This window comes from Oerskovia paurometabola, assembly GCF_016907365.1.
GTDB classification, from domain to species: domain Bacteria; phylum Actinomycetota; class Actinomycetes; order Actinomycetales; family Cellulomonadaceae; genus Oerskovia; species Oerskovia paurometabola.
The window spans coordinates 566,581-590,882 of sequence record NZ_JAFBBV010000001.1; the positions used below are offsets into that span (position 1 = coordinate 566,581).

A 24,302-nucleotide genomic window follows, 5' to 3' on the forward strand; every position below is an offset into this window, starting at 1 on the left:
CTATGAGTGCTCGCGGCGAGATCTCCCACGACAGAAGACGGAGGAGCCGATGCCACGCATCGCTTTCACGACGTTCGCCATCCTCAGGGCGCCGTACGGTGAGCCGGAAGTCCAGGACTTCGACGACATGACTCCCGCGACGTTCGACGAAGCTGAGCGGAGCGAGGGGTTCATCGCCCGAGCAAAAGAGGACCCCGGCCAGAGCCATCTCTCCAACTTCCAGCGTGACTGGGGTGTGTGGGGGACGTTCGAGGTCCCTCGCTTCTACACGGGCGGCCGGACGGACGAGCTGGACAGCAGGGCTTCGACCCTGTCGCTGTGGAGGGACCTGGACTCGGTTTTCGCCTTCGTCTACACCGGGCTGCACCGCACGGCACTGACGAGGCGTCACGAGTGGTTCCTGAAGCCCGAGTGGCCCACCTATGCGGCGTGGTGGATCGCTGACGACGAGCTCCCCACCTGGAAGGACGCCTGTCAACGGTTGGAGCACCTGCACGACCACGGCTCGACACCCGCCTCGTTCACCCTCCGTCAGGCGTTCACCTCGGACGGGCAACCCACTCGTGTGCGCGGGCTCGCCACACGCCAGCCGGTCGGTGGATGACCTCGACCGTCCGTCCATCCAACACTCCCTGAGGGGCCAATCATGATCACGCGTTCCTTCGACCGCTCGGCGATGAGCTGGTCCTACGACATGCACCTTCAACCGATGCTCTCCGCCGCCGACATCGAGGGACTGCCCTTCGGTTCGGTCTTCGGCAGCGTTCCGCCGGGCACCGCATCGAAGCGTCACGCCCATCAGGACGGTGAGATGTTCATCGTCCTGGCAGGCAGAGCGATCGTCTCGCTCGACGGCGAGGAGCGTGAGCTGGGCCCGGGGCAGGTCGTCCATCTCGCGCCCTTCGGCTTTCATGAGATCAAGAACGACAGCGACGCACCGTTCGACATCGTCTCGATCTACTGGGAGCACATCCCGAGCGCCGTCGCGGCGCTCGAAAAGGTCCCCTCGCGTGACCAGCACGCCGAGCGAACCCTCGTGTTCTGCCCCCCTCCGACACCGAACGGCAGCCTGCACCTCGGGCACCTGGCGGGGCCCTACGTACGGGCCGACATGCTGGTCCGGGCCCTGCGCAGCCTGGGGCGTGACGTCCGTTACATCAGTGGGACCGACGATCACCAGTCGCACGTGGCCGTTGCCGCACGAATGCGTGGACAGAGGCCGGAGGACGTCGCGACGACCGCAGGCGATGCGATCGTCTCGACCCTGCACACGGCGGGTGTGGGTCTCGACCGACTCACCCGTCCTCTCCAGGACCGGAAGCACGGGACCCGGATCGCCGAGCTCTTCGAGCAGGTCCTCGCCTCGTCGGCCGTACGAGAGGAGGAACGGCCGACGGCCTACTGCCCGGCGTGCGACCTCTCGCTCCACCAGGCGTTCGCGCGGGGGGCATGCCCGCACTGCGGTGAGGCCAGCGACGGCGAGATCTGCGAGGCGTGCGGACGACCCAACGAGGCACGCGACCTCAAGGGCGTCGAGTGCAGGATCTGCGGCACCCCTGCGGTCCTCCGGTCGGAGCGGGCGCTCTGGCTGGATCTCGACGGGTACAAGGACGAGCTCCGGGACTACCTGCGCGCCTCGCGCCTGCCTGCGGACCTGCTGGCACTCGTCGATCGGCTCCTTGCCGACCGGCTGCCCCCGTACCGCCTCACCCGGACCAGCGCGTGGGGGGTGGACCTCGGCGATGGTCAGGTCCTCGATGCCTGGGCGGATCTCGCGCTCACCTTCCTCGACGCGGCGCGGTCCGAGATCGCACAGGGCGGCCCTGCGGAGGTGGTGCTCTATCTCGGCTACGACAACAGCTTCTACTACGCGGTCCTCCTGCCGGCCCTCGCCTTCGCCACCGGCCTTGCAGAGTGCCTGCCCGCCACTTTCGTCACCAACCAGTTCCTGCACCTGGGGGACGCGAAGTTCTCGACCAGCCGAGGCCACGCGATCTGGGCGGACGAGCCACTCGCAGCGTCGGGCCCGGACGCCGTGCGCATCGCCTTGCTGCGCGATGCCCCGGAAGGACGGGTCACCCGGATCATCGAGGAGCGGGCGGCCCAGCCCACGGACGATCCGTTGTACCGCGGCCTCCAGGAATGGCTGCGAGGTTTCGAGGAGATCAGCACGACGTCGGGGGGCATCGTGCCTGGCACGGGTGCCTGGACGGACAGGCACCGGGAGTTCTATCGATACCTCGGTCTGGCCTCCCGCCAGCTGGACGGCGCACTGCTCCCGGAGGCCTTCAGCGCGCGGGGCTACATCCGTCTCCTGGACTCCTTCGTCGCTCAGTGCGCCGAGTTTCGAGCCGTCGAGCGGCCGGGCCGCGAGGTGCGGTCGCTGGCAGAGGAGTCCCGGACCAGCCTCGCACTGGAGTACCTGGCAGCGAAGGTCTTCGCTGCGCTCGCCTGGCCGGTCGCACCGGAGACGGCGCGCAACGTCTGGGAGTGGCTCGGGCTTCCTGGCGATCCCGTGCGCGAGACGGACTGGTCGTTCCTCCCGGCCAGCACTCGGTGTGCCTCGCCCGCGCCCACGCTCTCCGCAGAACCGGCTCTCGTGGCCAGCGGGCGACCGTGAGCAGGCCAGGTCCGCCGTCCTCCCTCGACGACTCGGGCCTGCCCGCTCGTGCCGACGTCGTGGTGGTGGGAGCGGGGATCCTGGGCGCCGCAGTCGCGCACTACCTGGCACAGCGAGGGGCGTCCGTCCTGGTACTGGAGCAGGGGGCGCAGGCGGGCAGCGGAGCCACCGGACGGTCTGGTGGCATGGTTCGCGCCTACGACCCCGATCCGTCGGTCGCCGACCTGGCGCTGCGAAGCCTGGCCACCTACCGGAACCCTGATGAGTGGGCCCGCGGGGCTGCACCCCTGCACGTGGTCGGCGCGGTGACCATCGCCGACCCGGGGCGCGATCAGGAGCTGGAGGCGGCCGCCGGGCAGATCAACTCTGCGCTCGGCACCGCTGCCCACGTCGTCGTCGGGTCTGGCGAAGCGGCCGGTATCGGGCTCGCCGGCGGTGTCGCGTTGGTCGAGCCGGACGCTGGCTGGGTGCAACCGTCGCAGGTCACCGAGGACTGGTTGCATCAGGCGGTCGGCAATAGAGCTCGCGTCCGCTATGGCGTGCGTGTGCTCGCGATCGAGGAGCACCGCGCTCGTCCCCGGGTGCTCACCGACGCCGGAACGGTGGTGGCGGGAGCCGTCGTCGCGGCCGTCGGAGCGTGGGCCGCGCACCCGGTACCCGGGATGCGCCCTGGGGCGGCGGTCCGGTCACGCTCGATCCAGGTGAGCATCGTCGATCGGCTGCAACCGACACAGCCTCATGCGACGTTCGTGGATCTGCGCAACGGGACGTACGCGAAGCCGATCGGCTCCGAGCAGACGCTGATCGGCCTCCCGCACCTCGTCTGGGACTCGCCGTTCGACGCGCCGCCGGATCCCGTGCACGAGCAGCACACCCTCCGTGCGCTGGCCGCCCACCTTCCATGGCTCGGGTCGACGGTGCATCACCGGACGGTCCGCGCATCTGACGCGTTCGATCTGCAGTCCGCTGCCGACCGGGGGCCCGAGCTGCTGAGCGAGACGGACACACGGCATGTGTGGTCTGTACGGGGAGGCAACGGCGTCGGGGTCAGAGTGGCACCGGAGGCGGGCCGGCGAATCGCTGACGTAGTCGTCGCGGACCTCTTGCCTGGTGTCGCCTGATGGCTCGCTCCTCAAGACCTGTCCGGAGATCACTCGCCTGGCTTATTCGACATTCCATCAAGGGGGAACAATGACCCGCTGCCACGACGTCATAGGCATCGGCTTCGGCCCTGCCAACCTGGCTCTCGCGATCGCGCTCGAGGAAGAGGGGTACGGCCTGGACGTCCGCTTTCTCGAGTCCTCTGCCGGGCCGTCGTGGCAGAGCGCCATGATGCTCGACGGATCGGACATCCAGAACCATCCGGTGCGAGATCTCGTGTCGCTGCGCAACCCTCGCAGCCGCTACAGCTTCATCAACTTCCTGTTCGAGAACGGCCGCCTCCTCGAGCACCTCAACGTCCCCATGGAGTTTCCCCTCCGCAAGGAGTACGCGCAGTACGTCACCTGGGCAGCCAGGCTGCTCGGCGGGCAGGTCGACTATGGCGTTCACGTCACGGGTGTAGCCCTCGGAAAGGACGCGGAGGGCGAGTCGTACTACGAGGTGACGACCTCGACCGGGGAAGTCTTGCGCGCGCGAGCCCTCGTGATCGGCACCGGGCGATCTCCGTTCGTTCCGGCACCGTTTGACGAGGTCGACTCCCCAAGGGTCTTCCACCTGACGCGATACCTGCCCGCGCTGCAGGAGATGGAAGCGCTTGGAGCACGCCAGGACGGTGGGCGGACGCCACGAGCGGTCGTGGTCGTCGGTGGCAGCCAGAGCGCGGTCGAACTGACTCTGGACCTTTCCCGGCGATACCCGACAGCCCAGGTGACCAACCTTGCACGGTCCCTCACCCTGCGGCAGAAGGACACGAGCCCGTTCAGCGAGGAGGGGTACTTTCCCCACTTCACCGACTACTACTACCGGGCCACCCGAGAGCGGAAGAACGCCATCGACGCGTTCATGCGGCCCACGAACTACTCGTCTGCCGATGGCGACGTCCTGCGCGAGCTGTATCGCCTGATGTACGAGCAGCGGATCGACGGCGATCAGCGGGTACGCGTTCGCGGCAGCCGCCAGGTGCGCAGCCTCGAGGTCGGTGAGGACGGCGTCCGGCTGAGCGTCGACGAGCTGAACACGGGCGCGCACGAAGAGCTCGAGGCGGACTTCGTCGTCCTGGCCACCGGGTTCCGCGACTTGGGCCCTGCCTCTCATCAGGAGCGGGTCCCAGCGCTCGTGCGCCACATCGCCGACGACTTCGTCTTCGACGACCATGGCTACCTGGTCGTCGGGACCGACTACGAGGTGCGTCCGGCGGATGTCACGACGCCTGCGCTCTTTCTCAACGGACTGTGCGAGTCGAGCCACGGGATCGGAGACGCCGGATCGTTCAGCCTGCTGTCGCTCAGGGCGAAGATCATCGCAGACAGCCTCTGGAAGCGACTCGCGTAGTGAGTCCGGAACGAACAGCCGCGACTGGTACGGCTGGACCACCTGCTGGCCGCGTGACCACCGCAGACAGGAAGGTGCCAGCGTACGAGCCGGCCGTCACCCGTGGGATCACCGGTGCCGTGCTCGGCGCAGGGATGGTGGTGATGCCCCCGGTCGTCTCGGCCGTGGCGGGCGAGAGAGACCTTCTGGCGTGGTCGGTCCACGTGGCGCTCGGTGGCTCGGTCAGCCTCGTCCTCTGCGCGTTGGTCGTTCGGGCAAGGCTTCGCCCGACCACGTTGGCGGGCGTCCTCGGGGTCGTGTGGGGACCGTGGGCGCGACGGACGCAGGACCTTGCCATGGCCGTCGCGTTCACCGCGGGGCAGGCAGCGATCGCCTGGTTCGTCGCGACCAGTCTCCTGACGGCCGCTGACGGCACGCTGCCCTCGTCCGACGGAGACGGCTTGGTGATCGCGTGGGGCATTCTTGCTCTGGCAGTCCTGGGGGCCCTCAGTCCGCTCCGTATCCCGGCCGTGATGATCCGGTGGCGGCCGTGGATTGCCGGGCTGCTGGCCCTCTCCTGTGCGGCGGCGGGCTGGCCCGCCGGAGCCAACGGAGCCGCCGGATCGCCGCTGGCGCCGTCGGGCCTGGCGCCCGGCGGGGCGTTGTGGCTGGCGATCGCCGCGTTGTTCTTTGCCGGCGTCGGTTGGGAGTCCGTGACAGAGCTGGCCCCCAGGGCCGGGGCCACACGGGGGCGCTCCATGGCGGGGACGGCGCTGGGCGCAGCGGCTGTGGCGGTCGTCCTGCTGGGCCTTGCCGCGGTCCAGCGGTCGGTCGTCGGTGTGACGAGCGCACCGTACGGCACCCCGGTGCCGCTGCGGTGGGCGCTCGCAGGAGCGACCGGCGTCGTGCTCACCTCGTACTGCCTCACCAACGTGCGCACAGCCGCCGGTATCGCTTCTCGGGTGGCACCTGGGGCGTGTCGCGCTGGCGACAGCACGGCGCCCGCCAGGTCTCTGGTCGGCATCGTCGGTGTCGCGTGCTGCGGATTTGCGTGGCTGGGGGACCGGGACGGCGGTGTTCCGCTGCTCCTCCTGGGGCCGGCCGCAGCCGTCGGCTTCGGGTACGCCCTGGCCGCGGCCGGCGCCGTGAGGTACGGCGGGCCGGTCCTGCGATGTTCCGGAGCGTTGCTCGTCCTGGCGCTCGTGTTGCTGTCGGTGCTCGCAGTGCCGATCCTGCACACCGCATGAACTGCTCGCGAGCGACATCGCGGCCGAATCCGTTCCCCCTCGTCCCAGCCACTCCCACGGAGGCCTTCATGCCCGGATCCACCATCGAGTCCGAAGTGCGTACCTACAGCAGGAACTGGCCTGTCGTCTTTGCCAGCGGGCGCGCCAGTCGCCTCTACGATCGCGACGGTGGTGCCTACCTCGACTTCTTCGCCGGTGCCGGTGCTCTGAACTATGGTCACAACCACCCTGTGCTCAAGCGCGTCCTCCTGGAGTACCTCGAGGAGGACGGCGTCACCCACAGCCTGGACATGCACACGGATGCCAAGGGCACCTTCCTGGCCGAGCTCGAGGCCCGGGTTCTCGCCCCCAGACATCTGGACTACCGCGTCCAGTTCACCGGTCCCACGGGGACCAACAGCGTGGAGGCGGCGCTCAAGCTGGCTCGCAAGGTGACGGGTCGTCAGACGGTCGTCGCGTTCACAGGGGCATTCCACGGCATGTCCATGGGAGCGCTGGCCGTCACCGGCAATGCCGGAAAGCGCGCCGGGGGCGGAGTCCCGCACGCGCACACGTGGCGACTTCCGTACGACGGGTTCGCCGGCAGCGAAGTGTCCGGCTTGCGGCTCCTCGAGAGCATGCTCGCCGACAGCAGCAGCGGCATGGACCTCCCGGCGGCCGTCATCGTGGAGACGGTGCAGGGTGAAGGCGGAATCAACCCGGCGCGCGTGGAGTGGCTCGGCGACCTCGCCGCGCTGTGCAGGCGGCTGGAGATCCTCTTGATCATCGACGACATCCAGATGGGCTGTGGTCGGACCGGTCCCTTCTTCAGTTTCGAGGCCGCCGGGATCGTCCCGGACATCGTGTGCCTCTCCAAGTCCATCAGCGGATACGGCCTGCCGATGTCCTTGACCCTCTTCCGTACCGAGCTCGACGTCTGGCTTCCGGGAGAGCACAACGGCACCTTCCGGGGAAACAACCCAGCGTTCGTGACGGCGACGGCCGCACTCCGGACGTTCTGGTCGGACGATGCCTTGGAGAAGCAGACCTTGGTGCGAGAGCTCTGGTTCAAGGAGTACCTGACCGAGGTCGCGCGTCGTCATGCGGGGCTCGTGTCCGCGGTGCGTGGACGTGGTCTCGCCTGGGGCCTGGCGTTCCACGAGCCCAGCCTCGCGAGGAGGGTCGCAGACGGCGCGTTCTCGCGTTCTCTCCTGGTCGAGACGGCCGGATCTCGTGACGAGGTGGTCAAGCTCTTGCCGCCGCTGACGACCACGGACGAGGAACTTCTCGAGGGGCTCGACATCCTGCAGGACTCGCTCGCGGCCGCGCAGGAGGCTTGAGCATGCAGGGCGATGCTGAGGGCAAGCAGCAAGACCCCACCGTCTCGCGGCACCGCGGCGTGGATTCGACGCGCCCGCGGCCGAGTGCGACATCGATGGCACGTGCCCGCAGGAGGCGGTCACAGCTGCCGACGTGGTGCTCGGTAGACGAGGGCCTCCATGCTTGCTAGGGGCGGCCCGGTGACCGTCGGCGCGCTGTGTGGCATCGGGGCGAACTTGATCTGGGGGCTGGCGTTCCTGGTACCGGTGGCACTTCCTGAGGCCGACTCCATCTCCCTCGCGCTAGGGCGTTACCTGTGCTTCGGTGCGATCTCCGTCGGCATTCTGGCGATCGGCGGGCGCCGACGGCTGAGCGGCCTCGATCTGCGCGCGTGGAGCACCGCCCTGCTCTTCGCGTTCACCGGGCATTTCGGCTACTACCTGCTCCTGGTGCAGGGCATCCGGTGGGCCGGGGCGCCCATCACGACCGTCATCATCGGGATGCTGCCGGTCTCCGTCGCGATCGCGGGGAACCTTCTCCGTCGCGAGTTCGCCTTTGCGCGCCTCGTCTTTCCCCTGGTGTGCCTGTCGTTGGGGCTTTCGCTCGTCTACCTCATGGAGCTCGACTGGCAGAGCGACGTGAGCGGGCGCTCGGGAAATGACTGGGCGGCCGGTATCGCTTCCGCCGTGGGGGCCCTCGCCCTCTGGACTTCCTATGCCGTGAGCAATGCTCAGTTCGTTCGACGAAACCCTCAGATCTCGTCCATGACGTGGTCCACGATGATGGGGGCAGGGGCCTTCGTGCTCGCCCTTGCTGCACTGCCGTTCGCTGCGCGCACGGGGTCGGTCGGCCACCAGGGGGCGGACGGCGTCCCGTCTCTGATCATTGCAAGCGTGGTCCTGGGAGGGCTCGTCTCGTGGGCTGGAACGGCTCTCTGGAACAGGTCCTCAGGACTCCTCCCCATCTCGGTGGCGGGCCAGCTCACGGTCATCCAGGTCGTGGCCGGTCTCACCTACGTCTTCGTCTGGGAGCGCAGGATTCCACCCGTGCTCGAGCTCCTGGGTTTCGCTCTGATCGTCGTGGGGGTGCTGGACGCGATTCGTCGCACGCGCACCGCTCCCGCAGCCGGTGAAGCCGCTGGACCTGTCTCAGCCTTGCGGAAGAAGGGGTGACTCTCGTGCTCGTCCCGATATGTGGAGCGTCGCCACCGTGATACCTGCCTGCCTTACTTTGAAGAAGTCGCGCGGCCCGGTCCTGGGCCCGATTCCCGAGGAGGACCATGCGCATCGCTGAAGATCCCGCGCCCGTGCACCAGCAATCGTTCGTCGAAAGGTTGCGGAAAGACCTCCGGGAGCGCTATGGGCGGTGGGCTCGGATAACCGCGCTGCTGCCGGCGGCAGGCTTTCCGATCCTCGCTGGAGGATTCCTGCTGGCATTCCTGCTGGGTGCGCTCCCACTGTTGTTGATCGTCCTGCTGGGCCGTGTGCTGTACCTACTGCCCGGTCTGACCGGAGGGGGAGAAGCGGGGCCGTTCGTCGAGACGTTCGCGGCCGTGGTGGTCGTGCTCGTCGTGCAGCAGATCCTCGCCCCGTTCCTCACAGGAATCGTCGAGGTCGTCGCCCGGCGCGTCGACGAGCACTGCGTCCGCAGGATGCTCACGGCAGCGTTGCGGGACGCCGACGCCACGACGCTCGACGACCCCGAGGCGCTCGACCTCCTTGCCGACGCGCGCAGTGCCTTCTCGCGGCAGGACCTCAGCCCCGGTGACGCGGCCGCAGCGCTGATCCCGCTCGTCTCCCGCTATGTGCAGCTCGTGGGTGCCGCGATTCTCGTCGGGATCGTCGTGGGGCCCCTCGCCGGGGTCCTGATCCTCACGACGGCCCTCGTCGTGCGATTCGGCAACCGTCGTGGTCTGCGGCAGTTCGCCGGCGTGTGGAACTCGTTCGCCGGCTCGCGCCGACGCACGGGATACCTGCGTGACCTCGGCACGACAGGCACCGTGACGAAGGAGGTCCGTCTGCTAGGGCTGCTCGGCTGGCTGCGGGGGCGTCTGCGGGACGAGACGCTCGAGGGCTTGAGGCCCCTCTGGGCCGAACGCCGACGGGTGCTGTTCTGGCCGTTCGTCGTCTTCGCGGGGGTGGCGCTCGCAGGGGGCACCGCGGTGCTCCTGCTCGTCGCTGCCGACGCCACGTCGGGCGAGCTGGACCTGTTCGCACTGGGCGTCGCACTCCAAGCAGTGCTCATCCCCATGCGCTTCGGCGTGTACTTCCCGGAGGCGGACGTGCAGACGCAGTACGGCATGTTCTCGCACGACGCGCTCGAACGTTTCGAGCGCATGTCCCTCGCCGTGGGCACCCAGGGCGGCGGGGTGGCACCGGTCACCGCGGTTCCCCCGGCGTTCCGTGCGGTCCGCTTCGAAGGCGTGTCGTTCCGCTATTCCGATGACGGGCCATGGGTCCTGCGTGACCTCGACCTCGAGCTGATCGCCGGCCGGTCGACGGCGATCGTCGGGCTCAACGGCGCAGGAAAGACAACCCTCGTCAAGCTCCTCGCGCGCCTCTACGAGCCGAGCGAGGGGCGTATCACCGTCGACGGGGTCGACCTCGCGTCCTTCTCACAGGACACCTGGCACCGGCGCCTGGCCCTCATCTTCCAGGACTATGTGCGGCTCGAGCTCCCGGTCCGCGAGAACGTCGCCTGGGGGGCCCCGCACCTTCACGACGACGAGGTCGCTCTGGCGGCAGCGGTCGACGAAGCCGTGCGTGCGGCCGGAGCGGACATCGTGGTCGATCGGCTCTCGAACGGCCTCGACACCGTCCTCGCATCCGGCTATCCCAGCGGTCAGGACCTGTCCGGCGGTCAGTGGCAGCGCGTCGCTCTTGCCCGCGCTCTGCTCGCGGTGGGGGCAGGGGCACGCGTCCTGGTGCTCGACGAGCCGACGGCGCAGCTCGACGTGCGGGCCGAGGCGGAGTTCTTCGACCGGTTCCTGGCTCCCGGCGCGGTGGGGGCCTCCGAGGACGTGACGAGCGTCGTGATCTCGCACAGGTTCTCGACGGTGCGGCCCGCGGATCGGATCGTCGTGCTGGAGGGCGGCCGGATCGTCGAGCAGGGCGACCACGCCGAGCTGCTCGAGCTCGGTGGACGCTACGCCGAGCTGTTCGAGCTACAGGCTCGCAGGTTCCGCGCAGACCCAGACGCCCGGCAGCCCGCCCCGTACGACCCCGCCGATCCGTCCGATCAGACGTCCCTCGGTGCGGGGGCCGGAGAACCCAACCACACGACCGGAGCTGCCCGATGAGGCTCGTCCTGACTGCTGCCGCCTTCCTGCTTGGGCACGCCTGGCGCATCGACCGGCGGCGCTTGCTCGTCGCGAGCGTCCTGCTGATGATCGGGTATCTCGCGGCGCCGCTCGTCGGGGTCGCGCTCGGCGCTTTCACGGGTGCGGCGCTCGACGCCGACACCTCACGGGCCATGACTCTGGCGGTGATTGTGGTCGTCCTGCTGGTCGCTGAGCTCATGCTCGGGCACTTCGCTCACCTCTCGTACTTCGAGGTCGGGGAGCTCGAGCAGATGGCGTTGACGGACGACATCGTGCGTATCGTTCACGGTGGTGACATCGCTCGCCTCGACGACCCGTCCTTCACGCAGCGCGTCACGACGGTCACGGAAGCGGTGGTGCGGATCCGCGGTGCGCTCGAGTCGACGTTGCAGCTTGCAGGCATGACCCTCCAGGTGGTCGTGACCACCGTGATCCTGGGCGTGGTCGAGCCGTGGCTCCTCCTGCTCCCGCTCGCCGCGGTCCCGCCCGTCCTTCTCGCGAACCGTGCGCAGAAGGTGCTCGACGTGGCTCGCGAGGGGTCGGCACCCGACATCCGGTTGGCGCGCCATCTCGTGACGGTCGGGACCTCCGGCGCGTCCGCCAAGGAGATCCGGCTGTTCGGGGCGCGACACCTGCTCGCCGCGCGCCATCACGACGCGTGGGCACGGACGACGGCGACCTTGTGGACGGCGCACCGCCGTTCGGCCGTGCTGCGTGCGGTCGGGCAGGTGTGGTTCGCACTCGCGTACGCCGCCGCAGTGCTCGTGGTGGTCAGCGGGGCGGCGTCAGGATCGGCTGCGATCGGCCAGGTGGTGCTCGTCGTGACGCTCGCGATCCAGGTGTCCGTCCAGGTGTCGGGAGCGCTCGGCCTCCTGGGAACGCTGCAGGGAGCCGGTGCGGTCGTCGAGCACATCCGTGACCTGCGCGGGGAGCTCCCGGACGTGGGCTTGGGTGCCTCGCGGCAACAGGCCGAGCTCGAAGACACCGTCGTGGAGCGCGGGACGCTCGGTGTACGGACCGGTGAGGCGCTCCGCGGCTCAGACGCCCTCCCGGCGTACGTGCCGGAGAGACTGCACGCGGGAATCCGCCTGGAGAACATCACGTTCACCTACCCCGGCGCCTCCCGACCCGTGCTGGACGGGGTGACTCTCGACCTTCCGGCCGGTGCGACCGTCGCGCTCGTCGGCGACAACGGTGCCGGGAAGTCGACGCTCGTCAAGCTGCTGTGCGGTCTCTACCGGCCGACGGGTGGCCGCATCCTGGTCGACGGGGTCGATCTTGCGGACATCGCCCCTGAGGCGTGGCACGCACGCGTGACCACGCTGTTCCAGGACTTCGCGCGATTGCAGCTCGCGGTCCGGGACAACGTCGGGGTCGGCGATCTCCCGCACCTCGAGGATGATGCCGCGCTGTGGCAGGCGCTGGGGGAGGCGCGGGCGCGAAAGGTCGTCGAGGGCCTGCCTGACGGCCTCGACCAGGTGCTGGGTCACGCCTACCGGGACGGCGTCGACCTTTCCGGTGGGCAGTGGCAGACCCTCGGGCTTGCCCGGACGCTCCTCCGTCCGGACCCTCTGCTCCTGGTGCTCGACGAACCGGCCTCGGCGCTCGACGCGACCGCGGAGCACGCCTTGTTCGAGCGGTTCACGGCGTCGGCCGAGCGCGCAGGTGCGCTCGCTGGAGGGGTCACTCTCTTCGTTTCCCACAGGTTCTCGACCGTGCGGGACGCGGACCGGATCGTCGTCCTCGACGCGGGGCGAGTTCGCGAGGAGGGTACGCACGAGGACCTGGTGGCCGAGCCGGACCTGTACGCCGAGCTGTTCGCGCTGCAGGCGGCCGCCTACCGCTGACGATCGGCGCCGCACGCCGCCTCCCGGGCGCCGACCGTTCCACGTGTCGGCGCCCGGAGGTACGCACAGCACGAGTGGCCGGGGGCCTCGTCGCGCTCGCCCGGAGTCACGCGTCATCCCCGACCGGGCTCGGGCGGCGGGCGGAAGGGAGTGCCTGCGCCGGGCCGGGGGCGGTGGTCGCCGCGTCGCGGCTGGTCGGCCGGGTTGGTCACGGTCTCCGCGTCTACCACCACGCCCGCTTGAAGCCCGCCGCCTCCGCGTCCTTGCGGCTCTCGAAGCACACGTCGGCCTTGACGTCTCGGAAGTTCCACTCCTCGCCCCGCACGTAGTAGACGTTGGTCGCGCCGTCGATCTGGCGCACGTAGAGGCCCTTGACCTTGCAGTCCTCGGGGATCGGGGTCTGGCTCGGCGTCGCTTCGGGCGTCGGGGGCGCTGGAGAGGGGGCGGGCGGCGGCGCGGCGACGGGAGGTGCCTCGGGCGTGGGGGTCTGCGTGGGGCGCGGCCGGGGCTTCTCGACCGGGGGGACGACGGGGTCGCGGGGCGGAGGGAGCGTGCTGCCGGTCGGTAGCGGCTCGCCCGGGCACGTCGAGAGGACGGCGACGAGGGCCGCCTTCTCGGTGCTGGTCACGCGTAGGCCGTAGGTGTACTTGACGCCCACCTGGCGTGCGACGTACGCGCAGCGGAAGGCCTCGTTCGGAGGGAGCCAGGCCGAGGCGTCCCCGTCGCCCTTCTGCTGGTTGAGGGCGCCGTCGACGACCAGGAGGTTGAGCGGGTCGTTGGCGAAGGCCTCGCGCCGTGCCGCGTCCCACGTCCGTGCGCCCTTGTGCCACGCGTCGGTCAGGGCGACCACGTGGTCCACCTGCACCTTCTCCGAGGACAGCGGGCCGCGCTCGAAGGCGATGTCGGTGCCGCTGTACGGGTCGGCGAGCAGGCCCGTCAGGACGACGCAGTCGTTCGTGCCGGGCCTGAAGGAGACCCCGGACATCGACCGGGTGAGCGCGTCGTTGCGGGTGTCGCACCCGTTGCCGTCCGTGTCGGCGAAACGGGCTCCGAACGCCTCGACCGCGAACGCGGCGGAGACGTCCCGGTCGCCGACCTCGAGCAGCGCGACCGTCGCGAGCGCCGACTGGGAGGGGGCTGCGGCCACGACGGCGTCGACGTCGAGGGTCGGGACCTCGAGGACGGCCGAGTTGGCCACCTCCAGGTAGTCCGGGGTCCGGTCCTCCGCGGGGTCCTCGACGGGTGGCGGAGCGGTGGTCGTCCTGGAGGTCACGGGGGTCGGCGGGGTGTCCGATCCGCCCTTCTGGGTGAGGGCGACCCCGCTCCCGGCGAGGGCCACGACGAGCACCGCGCCGCCGACCCAGAGCGCGGGCCCGGAGAGAAGTCCTTGCCGGGCGGGTCGCCCCGTCGAGGCGTCCCGGCGTGTCGAGGCTTGCTGGCGGGCCGAGGCGCGGGACGCCGTCGGGCCCGTGGGGGACGCGGGCCGAGCAGCCCGTCCCGGCGGGGCAGGGACCGGGGGCAGCGCCCGGACGGTCGACGCGGGCGCGTACGACGCGGGCTGTTCCTCGACGGCCGGACGGACCTCGGCGAACGGTATGGCGGGGGACTTCTCGCCTGACGGGCTCGCCGGTCGGGGGGCATCGCCGCCGAGCGTCCCGACGCCGAGGGGCAGGCGCTGGGTGCTCGTGGGTTGGACGGTGGGGCGCGTGTGCTGGGACCAGCGGTCGCCGTCGAACCACCGTTCCGCACCGGCGGCAGAGGGGTCGGGGTACCACCCCGGAGCGGTGCGACCCATGACGCCTCCTGCTGCTCTGGTCGCCTGCGTGCAACCCGCCGGCGGCGTCCTGGACCGACAGGGCGATCGAAGGCTAGCGGAGAGCGTCGGATGGTCACGAATCGGTCCGGCGTCCACCGGGCGCAGGGGGTGGACGCGGTGTCCTGGCGAGGCTGCGACAGAGGGTGGGCGTTGATCTTGACAGCGCTGTCAAGATCGGGTCTACTCGCCCCAGGAGCGCCGGACGGTCCTGGCCGTCCGAACCGCGTCGTCGGCGACACGTCGAGGCGGAGCCAGTCGGGGTGTGGAAGAATCCCCGCCAGTCGAACCGTGCGGGGGTGTGCACATGGCCTCAGGAGGCCGCACTGCACGCGGCGGAGGTCGCCCGACCCTCGCCGCGGTGGCCGAGGCCGCGGGGGTCAGCCTCAAGACGGCCTCCCGCGTGCTCAACAACGAACCCAGCGTCTCCGAGGCGACCCGCCTCAAGGTGCGCACGGCCGCCGACGCGCTCGGCTTCCGGCGCAACGCCGTCGCGGCGGACCTTGCACGCGGCGGCGGCTCCCGCCTCGTCGGGTTCGTGACCGGGGACATCGCCAACCCCTTCTACTCGGACCTCGCGGGAGGGATCGAGCGCGAGCTGCGCAAACACGGGCTCCAGCTCATCACCACGAGCTCCGACGAGGACGCGGACCAGGAGCGCGAGCTCATCGACGCGCTGATCGAACGCCGCGTCGCCGCCCTGTTCATCGCTCCCACCGCGACCGACCACTCCTACCTGCACGCCGAGCTCGCGAGCGGCGTGCCCGTCGTCTTCCTCGACCGCCCGCCGAGCGGGATCGAGGCCGACACCGTCGTGCTCGACAACCGTGCCGGCGCCGCCGCCGCGACCCGGCACCTGCTCGCGCAGGGGCACCGCCGGATCGCGCTCGCCGGAGACCTGTCCCGGCTGTGGACGTTCCGCGAACGGCACGAGGGCTTCGTCGCCGCACTGCGCGACGCCGGGATCGAGGACCCCGAGCGCTACGTGCGCGACGGGCTGCACGACGCCGCGACGGCCCGTGAGGCGGTCCAGGGGCTCCTCGCTCTCGACGAGCCCCCCACCGCGATCCTCACCGCCAACAACAAGATCACCCAGGGGGCGCTCCGAGCGCTGCGCACCGTCCAGGGCGCGCGCCGCGACGTCGCCCTCGTCGGGTTCGACGACTTCGAGCTCGCGGACGTCCTCGACGTGACCGTCGTGGGCTACGAGATCTCCGCGATGGGTCAGGAGGCCGCGCGTCTCGCGGTCGACCGCATCGAGTCGCCCGGGGGCGCTCCACGGCTGCGCGTCGTCCCGACCGTGCTGATCCCCCGGGGTTCCGGGGAGATCGCGCCGCGCCTGGCGGCGGTGGAGGTCCCGGCCCGGCGATGACCCGACCGGGGTGAGCGTCAGGCCGGCCGCTTTGTCGTCGTCGTCCTCTTCGACCCCCGCAGATGTCTCTCGCAGGTAACGATTCGGCGTACCTCTTTGACAGGGGGAGAGGTGCGGTCTTACGTTCGACCTGTTCCTGACAGCGCTGTCAACGACGAAAGTAGGACCCCATGCGTAACGGATTACGCGTCGCCGGGGCACTGGTGGGCACCGCAGCCCTCCTGGCCCTCGCGGCTTGCAGCGGCGACTCTGGTAGCGATTCCACCTCGGGTGGCTCGGGGGATGCCGCAGGCGGTGACGTCGAGGTCTTCACCTGGTGGGCCGCCGGTTCCGAGAAGGCCGGCCTCGACGCCCTCGTCTCGGTCTTCGACGAGCAGCACCCCGACTACACCTTCGTGAACGGCGCGGTCGCCGGCGGCGCCGGATCGGCCGCCAAGGACCTGCTCCAGACCCGGCTCCAGGCCAACGACCCGCCGGACACCTTCCAGGCCCACGCGGGCGCAGAGCTCACGGACTACATCGACGCCGCCCAGATCGAGGACATCTCCGACCTGTACGACGAGTTCGGGGTCACGGACGTCTTCCCCCAGGACCTCATCGACCTCCTCACGGTCGACGGCAAGATCTACTCGATGCCCTCCAACATCCACCGCTCGAACATGGTCTGGGCCAACCCTGCGGTCCTGACCGAGGCGGGCCTCGACCCCGCCGCGACCTACGCGACCCTCGACGACTGGTTCGCCGCCCTCGACGCGGTCCAGGCCACGGGCAAGACCGCCCTCTCGGTCGGCCAGACCTGGACCCAGGTCAACCTGCTCGAGACGGTCCTCATGGCCGACCTCGGTGCCGAGGCCTACAACGGGCTCTGGGACGGCACGACCGACTGGGAGAGCCCCGAGGTCACGGCCGCGCTCGAGGACTTCGAGAAGCTCATGAGCTACACCAACACCGACCGCGACGGCCTGGACTGGCCCGAGGCCACCCAGCTCGTCATGGACGGCGACGCCGCGTTCAACGTCATGGGCGACTGGGCCGTGGCGGCGTTCGAGGAGGCCGGCAAGACGGCCGGCACCGACTTCACCTACTTCCCGGTCCCCGGGACGGACGGCATGTTCGGATTCCTCGCCGACTCGTTCACGCTCCCCGTGGGAGCCAAGAACCCCGACGGTGCCAAGGCCTGGATCGAGACGGTCTCGAGCCTCGAGGGCCAGACGGCGTTCAACAAGGCCAAGGGCTCCATCCCGGCCCGCACCGACGCGAACCCGACGGACTTCTCCGAGTACCAGCAGACCGCCATCACCTCGTTCGCGGACGACACGATCGTGCCGTCGCTCGCGCACGGCGCAGCCGCCTCGGTCGCCGTGCTCAACGCCGTCTCGGACGCGACGAGCAAGTTCACCTCCGGCGCCTCCGACCTGGCGCAGTACCAGGCCGACCTGGCCGCTGCCGCCGCCGAGTAGGGCGCGGGGCGGGCCCGTCGCGGAGCTGCTCGCGCAGCCCCGCGGCGGGCACCGCCCGGTCACGTCCCGTACCCGCGGCGTCCCGCCGCACCGCCTCGTTCCCCGCCGCACCGGTCGGCGGGCGCTCCCGCACCCCCGCGGCGAGCGCCCCGGACCGTGCCCGCACCCTTGGAGGATCACCGGTGATCCACTCCGCCCGACGCTGGGGGCCGCCACTGCTCCTCGTCGCCCCGTCCCTGATCCTGGTGGGGGTGTTCGTCTACGGCCTCATCGCGATCAACTTCTCGACCTCGACCACGGACATGCACAAGGCCGCACAGTCCACGGGTCAGGCGCCCGTGTCCAGGGTCGGCTTCCAGAACTACCTCGACCTCCTCGCGAGCCCGGAGTTCCAGCACTCGCTGCTGAACCTGCTGATCTACACCGTGGTCTTCCTGGTGGGCACCATGGTCATCGGCTTCGTCTGGGCCTGGCTCCTCGACAAGCCCGTCAAGGGTGAGGGCTTCTTCCGCGCCGTCTACCTGTTCCCCATGGCGGTCTCGTTCATCGCCTCGGGCGTCGTGTGGCGCTGGCTCCTCAACTCGAACCAGGACGAGAAGGCCAGCGGCCTCAACCGGCTGTTCCAGATGATCGGGCTCGACGCGCTCCAGAACGACTGGTGGAACAACGTCACGTTCGGCATCGCGGCCATCGCGATCCCCGCGATCTGGCAGCTCTCCGGCTACGTCATGGCGCTCTTCCTCGCAGGGTTCCGCGGCATCCCGGAGGAGCTGCGCGAGGCGGCCCGCATCGACGGCGCGAGCGAGTGGAAGCTCTACCGCTACGTGCTCTTCCCGCAGCTCACCCCGATCGCGCTGTCCGCGCTCATCATCGTGGGCCACATGTCGCTCAAGGCGTTCGACCTCATCATGTCGATCTCCAAGCCCTCGAACTACCAGACCAAGGTCCCCGCGGTCGACATGTACGTCTTCAAGTCGAGCTTCGACTACGCGAACGCGGCCGCGGTGGGCGCGATCCTGCTCATCATCGTGGCGCTCGTGATCGTGCCCTACCTGATCTCCCTGAACCGCAAGGAGAAGATCCGATGACCACGGTCACCACCCCTGTCGAGGCGACGGCACCGGGCTCGGGCTCGGGGTCCGGCGCCGCCGGCTCGCGTCGTCGCAAGAAGCCGGTCGAGCGGTTCTCCGTGGCCCGTACGCTGCGCTACGCGCTCCTGATCCTGTTCGTGCTCGTCGTGCTCGTGCCCGTCTACGTCCTGCTCGTCACGAGCTTCAAGGGACCGGGCGACGCGGCGCCGACCCGCGCGTGGAACCTGCCGCAGGTGTGGACCACGGAGAACTGGCAGGCCGCGTGGACCGCGCTGTCGCCCGCGATCCTGCGCACGCTCCAGATGGTGATCCCGGCCGCGCTCATCTCGGCGTTCCTCGGGTCGCTCAACGGGTTCGTGCTCTCACGCTGGCGGTTCCGGGGAGCGAACCTCGTCTTCACGCTCATCCTCTTCGGCATGTTCATCCCGTATCAGGCGGTGATCATCCCGCTCAACCAGCTCGTCCTGAGCCTCGACCTGCCGAGCGGCATCCCGACGCTGATCGTGCTGCACGTGATCTACGGCCTGCCGATCACGACGCTGATCTTCCGCAACTACTACCAGACCGTCCCGAGCGAGCTCATCGAGGCCGCGCGCGTCGACGGGGCGGGCATGCTGCGCACGTACTGGTCGATCGTCCTGCCGCTGTCGATCCCGAGCTTCGTGGTCGTGCTGATCTGGCAGTTCACGTCCGCGTGGAACGACTTCCTCTTCGCGGTGTTCTTCTCCTCGAGCCAGAACGGCCCGGTCACGCTCGCGCTCAACAACCTCGCGAACGGTGCGCTGCTGCAGAACTACGGCGTCTCGATGGCGGGGGCGCTGTTCGCCTCGCTCCCGACCCTCCTGGTCTACATCCTGCTCGGCAAGTACTTCATGGGTGGGCTCATGTCCGGGTCGGTCAAGGGCTGAGGCGGGCATTCGACGGGCATTCGACGAGCATTCGACGAGCATTCGACGAGCATTCGACGAGCAGGGGCCCGTCCGGGGAAGATCTCGGACAAGGACGACGAACGGGGAACGATGACGGTCATGGACGAGCCGGCACGCACGACGGGCGGGGCCGCGTGGCGTCACGACGAGCTGCGCAGGCTGCTCGCCTTCGCGCAGGCGTCGCTCGGGCCCGACGGCGGGGCGCGGTGGCTCGACGCCGACGGCGTCCCCGACGCGCGCCAGCCCGTGCACACGTGGATCACCGCACGCATGGCGCACGTGCACGCGCTCGGGACCCTGCTCGGGGTGCCCGGGGCCGACGCGCTCGCGGACCGGGCCCTCGACGGGCTGCGCACCCACCTCGCCGACCCCGTGGACGGCGGCTGGTTCGCCTCGCGCGGACCGGGCGACGCGGTCGACGACACCAAGAGCGCCTACGCGCACGCGTTCGTCGTCCTGGCCGCGTCGAGTGCCACGATCGCGGGACGGCCCGGTGCGCGCGATCTGCTCGACGACGCGCTGCGCGTCCTCGACCAGGAGTTCTGGGACGCGGACCAGGGCATGCTGCGGGACGAGTGGGACCGTGCCTGGACCGTGTGCGCGCCCTACCGGGGGGCGAACGCCAACATGCACGGCGTCGAGGCGCTGCTCGCGGCGCACTCGGCGACGGGCGACCCCTTGTGGCTCGAGCACGCCGCGGCGATCGCTGACCGGGTCGTCGGCTGGGCGGCCGAGCGCGACTGGAGGGTCGTCGAGCACTTCGACGCCTCGTGGCAGCCACAGCCAGAGCTCAACGCCGACCACCCCGCCGACCAGTTCAAGCCGTACGGGTCGACGCCCGGCCACGGGTTCGAGTGGTCACGCCTGCTGCTGCAGCTCGACGCGGCGCGGAGGGCGCAGGACCCCAGGGCGGCCGGTGGGGTCGCCGTCGCACCGGGGGCCCGCCTCGACGCCGCCCGCCACCTGTTCGACCGCGCCGCGGCCGACGGCTGGGACCCCGAGGAGGGCGGGTTCGTCTACACCGTGGACTGGTACGGGCGACCTGTCGAGCAGCGCCGCTTCCACTGGGTCGCGGCCGAGGCGATCGCGGCCGCCGAGGTCTTCGCCCGGGTCACGGGCGAGGAGCGGTACGCGCGGCTCGCCGACGACTGGTGGGCGTACGCGCGGTCTCACCTCGTCGACGTCGAGCGGGGCTCGTGGCACCACGAGCTCGACGCCCACAACCGGCCGTCGGCCGAGGTGTGGGGCGGCAAGCCCGACGTCTACCACGCGGGGCAGGCGCTCCTCCTCGCGGACGTGCCGGTCACGGGGAGCCTCGCGGAGTCGGTCCGCGCCTGGCGCGCTCAGCGCGTGGGGTAGACCTGCACCTCGGCCGCCTTGACCACGAACCACACGCGTTCGCCCGGTGCGAGGCGCAGGTCGGCGACGGACGTCGGGGTCAGGTCGGCGGCGAGGTGCCCGACGGCGTCGCGCACCTCGCGCGGTCCCGTCGCCTCTCCCCAGGCCCGGAAGAGCTGCCCGTGCGGCTCGAGCGACGTGATCGTCACCGCGAAGGCGTTGCGCGGGCTGCCCGACGGCGCCTCGCGGTGGATGGCGACCGCCCGGGGCTCGAACATCGCTACCGCGGGGTCCCCCGCGACGAGGCCCTCGTCGTCGGCCACGACCCCGGCCACGACCTGCGTCGTGGTGGGGGCGGGTGGGGTGCCCGCGCTGCTCGTGCCGGTCGCTGCGTCACCTCCCGCGCCGAGCCGCAGCCCGCCGTCGTCGGTCGCGGTGCCCGCGAGCAGGTTGATCCCCGCCAGGCGCGCCGCGAACCGCGACCGCGGCCGGGTCAGGACCTCGCGCGCCGGCCCGTCCTCGACGACCCGGCCGTGCTCCAGGACGACCGCGCGGTCGGCGAGGAGGAGGACGTCGAGCAGGTCGTGCGTCACGAGCAGGGTCGTGCGGGGGTGGGCGCGGTGGGTGTCGTGCAGGGTGCGGCGCACCTGCTGCGCGACCCCGACGTCGAGCGACGCGAGCGGTTCGTCGAGCAGCAGGACGCGGGGGTCGGTCGCGAGCGCTCGCGCGATCGAGATCCGTTGCGCCTGGCCGCCGGAGAGCTCGCGCGGCCGGCGCCCGGCGAGGTGCTCCGCGTCGAGCGTCGCGAGGCGCTCGCGGGCCTGCGCCCGGGCCTCACGCCGGGTCGCACCGCGGGCGCGGAGCCCGAACGCGACGTCGTCGACCGCGTCGAGGTGCGCGAAGAGCAGCGGGCGCTGCGTGAGCCAGCCGACGCCGCGACGCCGAGGGGGGACTGCGGTGCCGCGCGTGGTGTCGGTGAGGACGGTGCCGTCGATCGAGACGCGCAGCTCGTCGGGGCACCCCGACCGGGGGCGGCCGCGGTGGGGGAGGAGGCCGGTGACGGCCTGGAGCAGGGTCGACTTCCCGGCGCCGTTGGGGCCGAGGACCGCGACGACCTGGCCGGGCTCGATCGTGAGGTCGAGGTCGACGCCGCGCTCCGCGAGGCGGACACGCACGCGCACCGGTGCACCGAGGGGGACGGACCCGCCCGCTGCGGGTGACGCACCGGTCCGTCGGGGGTGACGCGACCCGTCGCCGTCGGCCGAGATCGCGTCCCCCTCGGCCGGCTTCCCGTCCCCCTCGGCGGGGGTCTCGCGGCCGAACGGCCCTCCGTGCACGGCCGCGGTGACGACCACGGCCACGACCACGAGCAGGAGCGACAGCGCGACCGCGGCGTCGGGGTCTGCGCTGCGCTGCAGGTAGATCTCGAGCGGCAGGGTCTGCGTGACGCCCTGGAGCGCCCCGGCGAACGTGATGGTCGCGCCGAACTCCCCGAGGGCGCGCGCGAACGCGAGCACCGCCCCGGACGCGAGCCCGGGCAGGACGAGCGGCAGGGTCACGCGGCGCAGGACGGTCGTGGGGGAGGCGCCGAGCGTCGCGGCGACCTCCTCGTAGCGCGCGTCGTGGGTCCGCAGCGCCCCTTCGAGGCTCAGCACGAGGAACGGCAGCGCGACGAACGTCTGCGCCATGACCACCGCGGCGGTCGTGAACGCGACCTCGATCCCCAGGACGGACAGGTGCTGGCCGATCAGCCCGCGCCGCCCGAACGTGTAGAGCAGCGCGATGCCTCCCACGACGGGCGGCAGGACGAGGGGGAGCAGCACGAGCGCACGGGCCACGCGCTGCCCCGGGAACGTGGTCCGCGCGAGGACGAGGGCCATGGGTGCGCCGAGCAGCACGCAGCACCCGGTCGCGACGAGCGAGGTCCGCACCGAGAGCCACAGGGCGTCGGTCGCGGTCGGTGAGGTGAGCAGGTCCCAGATCCCCCCGAGGCCCCCGGAGACGTCGAGGCGCGCGACCATGGCGACCACGGGCACGACGACGAACAGGGCCCCGAGGATCGCGGGGGCCAGGACCCAGCGGGGGAGCCCGCGCATCAGGTGGCCTCCCTGGTCCTCGCGGGGTCGTCGCCCGGGCGAGGGGAGCGACCTCGCCCGGGGCGACGCTCGTCGTCGGGCCTCACGGCGCCCCGAAGCCCGCCTTCGCGAGCGCGGCCTGGCCGACGGGCCCGGTCACGAGGTCGAGCCACTCCTGTGCCAGTGCGGCGTCCGCGGCGCCGGAGGTCACGGCGATCGGGTAGGTGTTCAGGACGGTCTTCGTCTCGGGGACGTCGACCACCTCGACGTCGTCGCCCGCGAGGGTCGCGTCGGTGACGTAGACGAGCCCGGCGTCGGCCTCCCCGGCCGTGACCTTGGCGAGCACGTCCGTCACGCTCGCCTCCTCGCTCACGCGGTGGACGGCGGTCCCGGCGGCGGCCTCGACCTTGGCGGTCGCGGCCCCGCAGGGCACCTCGGCGGCGCACACGACGACCTTGAGGTCCTCGCGCGCCAGGTCCGCGAACGACGTGATGCCGCCAGGGTTCCCGGCGGGCACGACGACCGTGAGGGTGTTGGTCGCGAAGACCACGGGGTCGGCGGCGTCGCCGCCCTCGACGACGCGCCCCATGTTCGTGGTGTCTGCCGACGCGAACACGTCGCCGGGGCTCCCGGCGAGGAGCTGGTCGGCGAGGTCGGCCGACCCTGCGAACGACAGGGCGACGGTCACGCCGTCGTGGTCGGCCTCGAAGTCCGTGGCGAGGTCCGCGAACACGTCGCGCAGCGAGGCGGCGGCGAGCACGGTGAGCGTCTGCTCGGCGGCGGGCGCGGAGCCGGTGTCTCCGGGGTCCGCAGTGCCCGACGGCGCCGCGCACCCCGCGAGCGCGGCCACCAGCAGGGCGGTGGTCCCCGCGGTGAGCGTGCGCAGGGCGGGGCGTGCGGCGGGATGCGTCGTGGTGCGGGGGGCGGTGCGGAAGGGGAAGGTGCGGGTCACGCGAGGCCTCCTGGCGTCTCGACGATCACGGTGGTGGCCTTGACGACGGCGACGGCGAGACTCCCCGGTTCGAGACCGAGCTCGTGGACGGCCTCGGTGCTCATGAGGGACACGACGCGCTGTCCGCCGCACAGCATCTCGACCTGGGACATCACGGTGTCGCTGACGACGCCGGTGACGATGCCGACGAACCGGTTCCTGGCGGAGCGGGCGACGCCCGAGGGGTCGGGCGCGGACTGCGCGGTGCGGACAGCCCACTCGGCGAGCTGCGCGCCGTCGACGACCTTGCGACCGGAGCCGTCGAGCGTCGCGTCGAGGTCTCCGGCGTCGACCCAGCGCCGCACGGTGTCGTCACTGACGCCGAGCAGGTCGGCTGCTTCCCTGATCCGATAGTGCGGCATGAGGACGACTATAGGCCCGCAGATGCGGATTGCCGGGCTGGTCGCGTGACGGTTGAGCACCGGTTCC

18 protein-coding genes are annotated in these 24,302 nt (G+C 70.9%); 14 read left to right on the top strand and 4 right to left on the bottom strand.

Annotated elements, in window-relative coordinates:
- Nucleotides 1-49: 49 nt before the first annotated feature.
- From JOD48_RS02540 to JOD48_RS02580, 9 genes are all read left to right on the top strand, one after another.
- Nucleotides 50-604, top strand: coding sequence for a DUF3291 domain-containing protein (locus JOD48_RS02540; protein ID WP_191789827.1), 555 nt, complete (start codon nt 50-52; stop codon nt 602-604).
- 42 nt (nt 605-646) lie between these two features.
- The gene (locus JOD48_RS02545) at nt 647-2,620 is read left to right on the top strand and encodes a class I tRNA ligase family protein (protein ID WP_191789826.1); all 1,974 of its coding nucleotides are present in this window, start codon (nt 647-649) and stop codon (nt 2,618-2,620) included.
- A 65-nt stretch (nt 2,621-2,685) separates the two neighbouring features.
- A complete protein-coding gene (locus tag JOD48_RS02550) occupies nt 2,686-3,741 on the top strand; it encodes an FAD-dependent oxidoreductase (protein WP_307824276.1) in 1,056 nt (351 codons plus the stop codon).
- 70 nt (nt 3,742-3,811) lie between these two features.
- The gene (locus JOD48_RS02555; RefSeq protein ID WP_191789825.1) at nt 3,812-5,113 is read left to right on the top strand and encodes a lysine N(6)-hydroxylase/L-ornithine N(5)-oxygenase family protein; all 1,302 of its coding nucleotides are present in this window, start codon (nt 3,812-3,814) and stop codon (nt 5,111-5,113) included.
- 53 nt (nt 5,114-5,166) lie between these two features.
- Nucleotides 5,167-6,339 (top strand): hypothetical protein, encoded by a 1,173-nt coding sequence (locus tag JOD48_RS02560; protein WP_204807193.1) that lies wholly within the window; start codon nt 5,167-5,169, stop codon nt 6,337-6,339.
- A gap of 68 nt (nt 6,340-6,407) precedes the next feature.
- Nucleotides 6,408-7,658: a diaminobutyrate--2-oxoglutarate transaminase gene (ectB, locus tag JOD48_RS02565; RefSeq protein ID WP_191789824.1), complete on the top strand. Its 1,251-nt coding sequence runs from the start codon at nt 6,408-6,410 to the stop codon at nt 7,656-7,658.
- 180 nt (nt 7,659-7,838) lie between these two features.
- On the top strand, nt 7,839-8,810 hold the full coding sequence (locus tag JOD48_RS02570) for a DMT family transporter (RefSeq protein ID WP_191789823.1): 972 nt from the start codon (nt 7,839-7,841) through the stop codon (nt 8,808-8,810).
- A 287-nt stretch (nt 8,811-9,097) separates the two neighbouring features.
- Complete coding sequence (locus tag JOD48_RS02575; RefSeq protein ID WP_204807195.1) at nt 9,098-10,936, top strand: ABC transporter ATP-binding protein; 1,839 nt, start codon at nt 9,098-9,100, stop codon at nt 10,934-10,936.
- A complete protein-coding gene (locus JOD48_RS02580) occupies nt 10,933-12,804 on the top strand; it encodes an ABC transporter ATP-binding protein (protein WP_191789821.1) in 1,872 nt (623 codons plus the stop codon). Before JOD48_RS02575 ends, JOD48_RS02580 begins: the two co-directional genes overlap by 4 nt.
- 223 nt (nt 12,805-13,027) lie before the next feature.
- On the opposite strand, the gene JOD48_RS02585 is transcribed toward JOD48_RS02580, so the two are convergent.
- Nucleotides 13,028-14,599, bottom strand: a complete 1,572-nt coding sequence (locus JOD48_RS02585; protein ID WP_204807197.1) for a GmrSD restriction endonuclease domain-containing protein — start codon at nt 14,597-14,599, stop codon at nt 13,028-13,030.
- 325 nt (nt 14,600-14,924) lie between these two features.
- On the opposite strand from JOD48_RS02585, the gene JOD48_RS02590 reads away from it, so the two are divergent.
- The 5 genes from JOD48_RS02590 (at nt 14,925) to JOD48_RS02610 (ending at nt 20,828) form a co-directional block, all read left to right on the top strand.
- Complete coding sequence (locus JOD48_RS02590) at nt 14,925-15,989, top strand: LacI family DNA-binding transcriptional regulator (RefSeq protein WP_191789819.1); 1,065 nt, start codon at nt 14,925-14,927, stop codon at nt 15,987-15,989.
- 170 nt (nt 15,990-16,159) lie between these two features.
- A complete protein-coding gene (locus JOD48_RS02595; protein WP_191789818.1) occupies nt 16,160-17,449 on the top strand; it encodes an ABC transporter substrate-binding protein in 1,290 nt (429 codons plus the stop codon).
- A gap of 182 nt (nt 17,450-17,631) precedes the next feature.
- A complete protein-coding gene (locus JOD48_RS02600) occupies nt 17,632-18,537 on the top strand; it encodes a carbohydrate ABC transporter permease (RefSeq protein ID WP_191789817.1) in 906 nt (301 codons plus the stop codon).
- Nucleotides 18,534-19,448 carry a carbohydrate ABC transporter permease gene (locus tag JOD48_RS02605; RefSeq protein ID WP_191789816.1) on the top strand — a complete coding sequence of 305 codons (915 nt, stop codon included), beginning with the start codon at nt 18,534-18,536 and terminating at the stop codon, nt 19,446-19,448. Before JOD48_RS02600 ends, JOD48_RS02605 begins: the two co-directional genes overlap by 4 nt.
- Before the next feature lie 120 nt (nt 19,449-19,568).
- Nucleotides 19,569-20,828, top strand: coding sequence for an AGE family epimerase/isomerase (locus tag JOD48_RS02610; RefSeq protein WP_204807199.1), 1,260 nt, complete (start codon nt 19,569-19,571; stop codon nt 20,826-20,828).
- Here JOD48_RS02610 and JOD48_RS20040 read toward each other — a convergent pair.
- The 3 genes from JOD48_RS20040 to JOD48_RS02625 all read right to left on the bottom strand — a co-directional run bounded on the left by JOD48_RS20040 (nt 20,813) and on the right by JOD48_RS02625 (nt 24,235).
- A complete protein-coding gene (locus tag JOD48_RS20040) occupies nt 20,813-22,903 on the bottom strand; it encodes an ABC transporter permease (protein ID WP_204807201.1) in 2,091 nt (696 codons plus the stop codon). The two genes, JOD48_RS02610 and JOD48_RS20040, sit on opposite strands and share 16 nt — an antisense overlap.
- An 82-nt stretch (nt 22,904-22,985) precedes the next feature.
- On the bottom strand, nt 22,986-23,834 hold the full coding sequence (gene modA / locus JOD48_RS02620; protein ID WP_307823933.1) for a molybdate ABC transporter substrate-binding protein: 849 nt from the start codon (nt 23,832-23,834) through the stop codon (nt 22,986-22,988).
- Nucleotides 23,831-24,235 (bottom strand): TOBE domain-containing protein, encoded by a 405-nt coding sequence (locus JOD48_RS02625; RefSeq protein ID WP_191789813.1) that lies wholly within the window; start codon nt 24,233-24,235, stop codon nt 23,831-23,833. Before JOD48_RS02625 ends, modA begins: the two co-directional genes overlap by 4 nt.
- Nucleotides 24,236-24,302 lie beyond the last annotated feature (67 nt).